This is a genomic window from Rubneribacter sp. (assembly GCF_965361815.1).
In genome coordinates, this window is the sequence record NZ_CBDTNW010000015.1 from 1 (window position 1) to 6,220 (window position 6,220).

Below are 6,220 nucleotides of genomic sequence, written 5' to 3' on the forward strand. Positions count from 1 at the left end.
GACGACGCGTGAGGGGGGGGCGGCCGGGGGACGGTCGCGCTCCGTCCCCCGGCTACGCTCCGCTGAACTGCTCGTAGCCCTCCTCGCTCACGATGAGGCGGGCGGCGCGCGGTAAGATGCGCGCGGAGAACGGCGTGGTGAGGCGCGTGGCCTCGCCGTCGTACTGCACCTCCATGGGCGGGTCGGCCTCCGCGCGCACCTCGCGCGCGCGGTGCAGCTCGAGGGCGTCGGTGCGGTCGGGGAACTCGCCGCCGCGGTCGAGCAGGCCCGCCAGCACGGCGGGGATGAGGTCGAAGGCGGTGCGGGCCTTGAGCACCACCACATCGAACTCCCCGTCGCGCGGCTCGTTGCCGTGCGTGACCGTGATGTCGAACTGGATCTTGGAGAAGTTCACGAGCAGGATGCCAAGCCCTTCGCTTTCCACCGTGCGCCCGTCCAGCTCAAGGGAGAAGCGCGATTTCTGCGGCATCGGGTTCAGCACGGCGGCCGAGAGGTAGGCCATAGGGCCGAACAGGCGCTTGCCGGCCTCCGCCCCGTGCATGATGGCGGCGTCGTAGCCCGCGCCGGCCATGATGCCGAAGCCGAACCGGCGTCCGGCCACCTCCATCTCGCCCAGGTCGAAGTCGAGCGTGCGGCCCTCGCGGACCATCTTGGCCAGCGCGTGCGGCTCCATGGGCGAGGCCAGGTTGAGCGCGAGCAGGTTCGCCGTGCCGGCAGGGAAGGGCAGCACCGGCACGCCTGTTCCCGCCAGCGAGTAGCTCACCGTGGCCACCGTGCCGTCTCCGCCGCTGGCCACCACCGCGTCGTAGGACGTCGCGTCTTCAAGCAGGTCGCGCACGTCAGTCGCGCCGTCGGTGGAGCGGATGCACACCTCGTCGCCGTCTTTGGCGAACGAGCGCGCGAAGTCGTAGACGGCGCCTTCGCCGTAGCCGGAGGACAGGTTGTTGATGACGAGCAGTTTCACAGATTCCCTTTCTGTTGCTATGATGGCATGGTACAGCACACAGAGCGCGAAACACAAGGTAAGGACCATTCGGTGTACATAGCTGACCAAGAAAACCTCGAGGCGTTCGTCCAGCGCGCCATGGGATCGGCCGTGCTGGCCATCGACACGGAGTTTCTTCGAGAGAAGACGTACTACGCGAAGCTGTGCCTGATCCAGCTGGCAACGGACGACGAGACGGCCATCGTGGACCCCTTCGCCGTGGACGACCTGCGGGCGCTGGCCCCCGTTTTGGAGAACGAGGGCGTCATGAAGCTTTTCCATGCCGGCGGGCAGGATTTGGAGATCATCCTGAGGGAGGTGGGCGTGCTGCCGCGCCCTCTCTTCGACACGCAGGTGGCGGCGGCGCTTCTGGGCCACGCGCAGCAGATAGGCTACGCCGCGCTCGTGAACGCGGAGTGCGGCGTGTCGCTCAAGAAGGCCGATTCGTTCACGGACTGGTCGCGCCGCCCGCTGTCCGGCTCGCAGCTGGAGTACGCGGCCGACGACGTGGCCTATCTTCCGCGCATCTACGAGCGTATGCGCGCCGATCTGGAGCGCAAAGGGCGGCTTTCGTGGCTCGACCGCGACTTCGCCGACATGAGCGATCCGGCGCGCTACGCTGTGGACGAGCGCAGCCGCTACCGCCGCTTGAGGCGCGTCTCGCAGCTCTCTCGCCGCCAGCTGGCGGCGGCGCGGGAGGTGGCGGCGTGGCGCGAGCTGGAGGCGCAGCGTCGCGACGTGCCGCGCAAATGGGTGATCACCGACGAGCAGGTGGTGGAGGCGTGCAAGCGCGAGCCGCGCAGCATCGACGATTTGTTCATGGTGCGCGGGCTGTCCGACCGCCTGTCCACGCGCGACGCGCGCGCGGTGGTGGCGCTCATCGCGTCGGCCCTCGACTCGCCGCCCGACACCTGGCCTGAGCCCGACCGTTGCGGGAAGAACGAGCCGAACGTCGATGCGCAGCTGGACCTCATGATGGCGCTCGTGCGCTTGCGCGCCAGGGAGAGCGGCGTGGCGTTTCCCACATTGGCCAGCCACGACGATCTGACGCGGGTGGCCAGGGGATATCGCGAGGGCGTGGATCTTTTGCGAGGCTGGCGGCGCGCCCTTGTGGGCGAGGAGCTGCTCGACCTTTTGGAGGGAAGGATCCTGCTTGGCCTGGACGGCGGGGAGCTGAAGGTGATCCGGGAGCGCTGACGGGCCGCGCGCAACGGGGCGGCGGCGCTCAGTTCACGGAAGGGTAACGGCCCTTTGGTTATCTGGCGCGGACCGCCGCCTCCGTTTCCCCGGGCGTCGAAGGTTCCGCTATACTGATGCGAATGTTCGACGGCGCGCGGCCGAAGGGGCCGCGCCGCCGCCTTTCGAAAAGGAGAGTTTGTCAGATATGTTGCTTGGAATGAGCTATTCGTACTGGCTTTTGATCATCGTCACGCTGGCCATCGGCGGGGCGGCCACCTGGTATGTGAACTCGCAGCTGAAAAAGTACGCGCGCGTGCCCATCTCAACGGGCCTCACCGGCGCCGACGTGGCGCGCGGGATGCTGTCCTACTACGGCATCTCGGGCGTGGAGGTGCGCCGCGGCGCTCCGGGCCAGGACTTTTTCGACCCGCGCACGAACTCCGTCACGCTGGGCCCGGACTCCTACGACGGGCGCTCCATCACCGCCACGGCTACGGCCTGCCACGAGGTGGGGCACGCCTACCAGTACGCCCAGGGCTACGCGCCCATGAAGGTGCGCGGCGCGCTGGTGCCGGTGGTGAACCTGGCCTCCAACGCCTGGATGCTCCTGCTTTTGATGGGCATCATCTTGAACATCGCGGGCCTGACCACGCTCGCCATCGTCATGTACGCCGCCGTGGTGCTGTTCCAGCTGGTCACCCTCCCTGTGGAGTTCGACGCGTCGAAGCGCGCCATGGTCTATATGAGCAGCATCGCGCTGCCCCAGGCCGAGCAGGCCGGCTCGTTCAACGTGCTGCGCGCCTGCGCGCTCACCTACGTGGCCGCCGCGCTCACCTCCATCCTGCAGCTTCTGTGGCTTTTGACCCAGCGGCGCGACTAGGCGGCGCCGTGGAGTCCGGAGCAACGGAGGCCAAGCAGGCGCCCGAGCCGCTGTCCGTCTCGGGCGCGATGGCGCTTGCGAAAGGCGCGCTCGAGGGCGTGGTCGTGCGCCTTCTGGGCGAGGTGTCCGAGGTGTCGGCCAAACCCGGCTACAAGGCCGTGTACTTCACCGTGAAGGACGAGCGCGCCGCGCTGCCGTGCATGATGTGGAACAACCGCTACCATGCGGCGGGCGTGGCACTGCGCGTGGGCCAGCTTGTGGAACTGACCGGGCGTTTCACGCTGTACGCGCCGAAGGGGCGCATGAACTTCGACGTGTTTTCGCTGGCGCTGGCCGGGGAGGGCGACCTGCGCTTGAAAGTGGCCGATCTCGCGCGCAAGCTGGAGGCCGAAGGGCTCATGGATCCGGCGCGAAAGCGGCCGCTGCCGGCGTACCCTCGCACAGTGGGCCTGGTCACGTCTCCGCGCGGGGCGGCCGTGCACGACGTGCTGCGCACGCTGCGCCGCCGCTTCCCGCTTTCCCGCGTGCTTTTGGCGGGCGTGCCCGTGGAGGGCGCGCAGGCGCCGGCGGGCATCGTGGAGGGCATGCGGCAGGTGGTGGAGGCCGGGGCCGAGGTGGTGCTCGTGGTGCGCGGCGGCGGGTCGTTCGAGGACCTCATGCCGTTCAACGACGAGCGCCTGGCGCGCACCATCGCGCGCTGCCCCGTGCCGGTGGTCACCGGCATCGGGCATGAGCCGGACACCTCCATCGCCGACATGGTGGCCGACGTGCGCGCCTCCACGCCCACCGCGGCCGCCGAGGCGGCCAGTCCCTCGCGCGAGAGCCTGGAGCGCCATTTCTCCGCGCGGGCGCGCTCGCTTGCGGCGTGCGCCGGGCGCGCGGTGGAGCGGGCGGAGGCCGAGGTGCGCCGCTTCTCCACGCGCCCGTTGTTTCGCGACCCGCAGCTTCTGTTCGCCGCAGAGGCCCAGACGCTCGATCTGGCATCGGAGCGTCTCTCGCGTGCCATCCCCGCCAACGTCGAGCGCGACGCGCTTTCGGTGGAGCGGCAGCGCGAGCGCCTTTCGCGCGTCCTGCCGGTCGCCGTCGAGCGCGCCCGAGCGGACGCGACGCGCGCCCGGACGCGGCTTGCGGCATGCGGCGGGTCGCTTGTGGGGCGCTTTTCCCAGGAGGCGGCCGTGGCGGCCGCGCGCCTGCACGACCTGTCGCCTCTGTCCGTGCTTGGGCGCGGGTACGCCGTCGCGCGCACGCCCGAGGGCGCGGTGGTGAGAAGTGTTTGCGGCGTGTCAGCGGGAGACGCCGTGGACGTGTCGCTGGCCGACGGCGTGCTGGCCTGCCGCGTGGAAGGAACGCGGCGCATCGATACGGAGATAATGGAGTGGGAGGACGCATCATGAGTGACGCTCTGGATGTCAAGCCCGTGGAGGAGCTGTCGTTTCGCGAGGCCATGGCCGAGCTTGACGGCATCGTGGGGGTGCTGGAGAGCAACACGTTGGAGCTGGAGGACAGCCTTGCCAGCTACGAGCGCGGCGTGGCGCTTCTGCGCGCGCTGCAGGGCCGCCTGACCGAGGCCCAGCAGAAGGTGGACGTGCTCATGGGCGAGCTTGCCCCCGAGGCCGACGACGAGGCGCGCGACACCAGCCTGTCGTGAGCCAAGGGAAGGGGATGGCCGCCGTCCCCCTCGGTTTTCGGTGAGCGGCGCGCCGCTTGCCGAAGGGGCGGCGCGTCTGGATGCGGCCCGTCCCCGCCGCGCCTAAAATGAATGTTTCAGGATAGGCAAAAGGAGGCAGGCCGTTGAACGTACTAGTCATCAATGCGGGATCATCTTCCTTGAAATACCAGCTGCTCAACGTGGAGCGGCAGGAGCTGCTCGCCAAGGGCATCTGCGAGCGGGTTGGGTCGGCCGAGTCCTTCCACAAGCACGGGCTCGACGAGAACGAGCGCGTCATCGACGCGCACATGGCCGACCATGACGACGCGATGGCGCTTGTGCTGGAGTCGCTCACAAGCGGTCCCGCCAAGGCCGTGGACTCCCTGGCCGAGATAGACGCCGTCGGGCACCGCATCGTGCAGGGCGGCAAGTACTTCGACCGATCGGTCCTCATTGACGAGGACGTCGTCGCCAAGATCGACGAGCTGGCCGAGCTGGCCCCCCTTCACAACAAGGCCGCGCTCATGGGCATCCGCGCCTGCCAGAAGCACATGCCGGACGTGCCGATGGTGGCCGTGTTCGACACGTCGTTTTTCCAGACGCTGCCGCCGAAGGCCTACATGTACCCCTTGCCCTACGAGCTGTACGAGAAGTACGCCATCCGCAAATACGGCGCGCACGGCACCTCGCACCGCTACATCTCCGAGCGCGCGGCCGCGGTGCTCGACGAGCCGATAGACGAGCTCAAGCTCATCACGTGCCACTTGGGCAACGGCTGCTCCATCAGCGCCATCGACCACGGCGTGGCGGTGGACACCTCCATGGGCCTGACCCCGCTCGACGGCCTCATGATGGGCACGCGCTGCGGCGCCATCGACCCGGCCATCGTGCCGTTCGTCATGGAGCACGAGGGCCTCTCGCCCGCCGAGATGAACGACCTCATGAACAAGAAGTCGGGCCTTCTGGGCATCTCGGGCATCTCCAACGACCTGCGCAGCGTGCGCGACGCCTCCGAGAAGGGCGACGAGCGCGCCATGCTGGCCTACGACATGTACTCGAACTCGGTGAAGAAGTACATCGGCCAGTACATCGCGGTCATGGGCGGGGTGGACGCCATCGTGCTCACGGCCGGCGTGGGCGAGAACTGCGAGAAGATGCGCCGCCTGATCTTCACGGGCCTGCAGCCGCTGGGCATCATCCTGGACGAGGAGAAGAACCGCCAGCGCGGCTTCGAGCGCGAGATCTCGGCCGACGGCTCCCAGGTGAAGATCATCATCATCCCCACCAACGAGGAGTACATGATAGCCCGCGACACCTACGAGATCATCCACGAGCGGGTGGGCATGGAGGACGGCGTGCACGATGCGGCCGAGATACTGATGTAGCGAGCGGTTTCCCGCTCCGTTGAAACGCGGGGAGGCCCCTCGAAGGAGGGGCCTCCCCACGTTTCTGTCCTGTGCCCCTGCCGTCCTCATGTCGGCAAGAAGCCAAAAGGCGGCGAAAACGCCCCTGGTTGGGAAAGGGAGGA

At 68.3% G+C, this 6,220-nt stretch carries 6 protein-coding genes; 5 read left to right on the forward strand and 1 reads right to left on the reverse strand.

Annotation, left to right across the window (positions count from 1 at the left end):
• Positions 1 to 52 precede the first annotated feature (52 nt).
• Positions 53 to 964 (reverse strand): diacylglycerol/lipid kinase family protein, encoded by a 912-nt coding sequence (locus tag ACWKY3_RS00935; RefSeq protein WP_449314549.1) that lies wholly within the window; start codon positions 962 to 964, stop codon positions 53 to 55.
• Between the two features lie 72 nt (positions 965 to 1,036).
• Between ACWKY3_RS00935 and rnd the strand changes: the two genes are divergently transcribed.
• The 5 genes from rnd (at position 1,037) to ACWKY3_RS00960 (ending at position 6,077) form a co-directional block, all read left to right on the forward strand.
• Positions 1,037 to 2,182, forward strand: a complete 1,146-nt coding sequence (rnd, locus tag ACWKY3_RS00940; protein WP_449314550.1) for a ribonuclease D — start codon at positions 1,037 to 1,039, stop codon at positions 2,180 to 2,182.
• 187 nt (positions 2,183 to 2,369) lie between these two features.
• A complete protein-coding gene (locus ACWKY3_RS00945) occupies positions 2,370 to 3,044 on the forward strand; it encodes a zinc metallopeptidase (RefSeq protein ID WP_449314551.1) in 675 nt (224 codons plus the stop codon).
• Positions 3,045 to 3,052: 8 nt separating this feature from the next.
• The gene (gene xseA, locus ACWKY3_RS00950) at positions 3,053 to 4,438 is read left to right on the forward strand and encodes an exodeoxyribonuclease VII large subunit (RefSeq protein ID WP_449314552.1); all 1,386 of its coding nucleotides are present in this window, start codon (positions 3,053 to 3,055) and stop codon (positions 4,436 to 4,438) included.
• A complete protein-coding gene (xseB, locus tag ACWKY3_RS00955; protein ID WP_449314553.1) occupies positions 4,435 to 4,692 on the forward strand; it encodes an exodeoxyribonuclease VII small subunit in 258 nt (85 codons plus the stop codon). The genes xseA and xseB overlap by 4 nt, the downstream gene beginning before the upstream one ends.
• A gap of 143 nt (positions 4,693 to 4,835) precedes the next feature.
• Positions 4,836 to 6,077 (forward strand): acetate/propionate family kinase, encoded by a 1,242-nt coding sequence (locus tag ACWKY3_RS00960; protein WP_449314554.1) that lies wholly within the window; start codon positions 4,836 to 4,838, stop codon positions 6,075 to 6,077.
• The last annotated feature ends 143 nt before the right edge of the window (positions 6,078 to 6,220 follow it).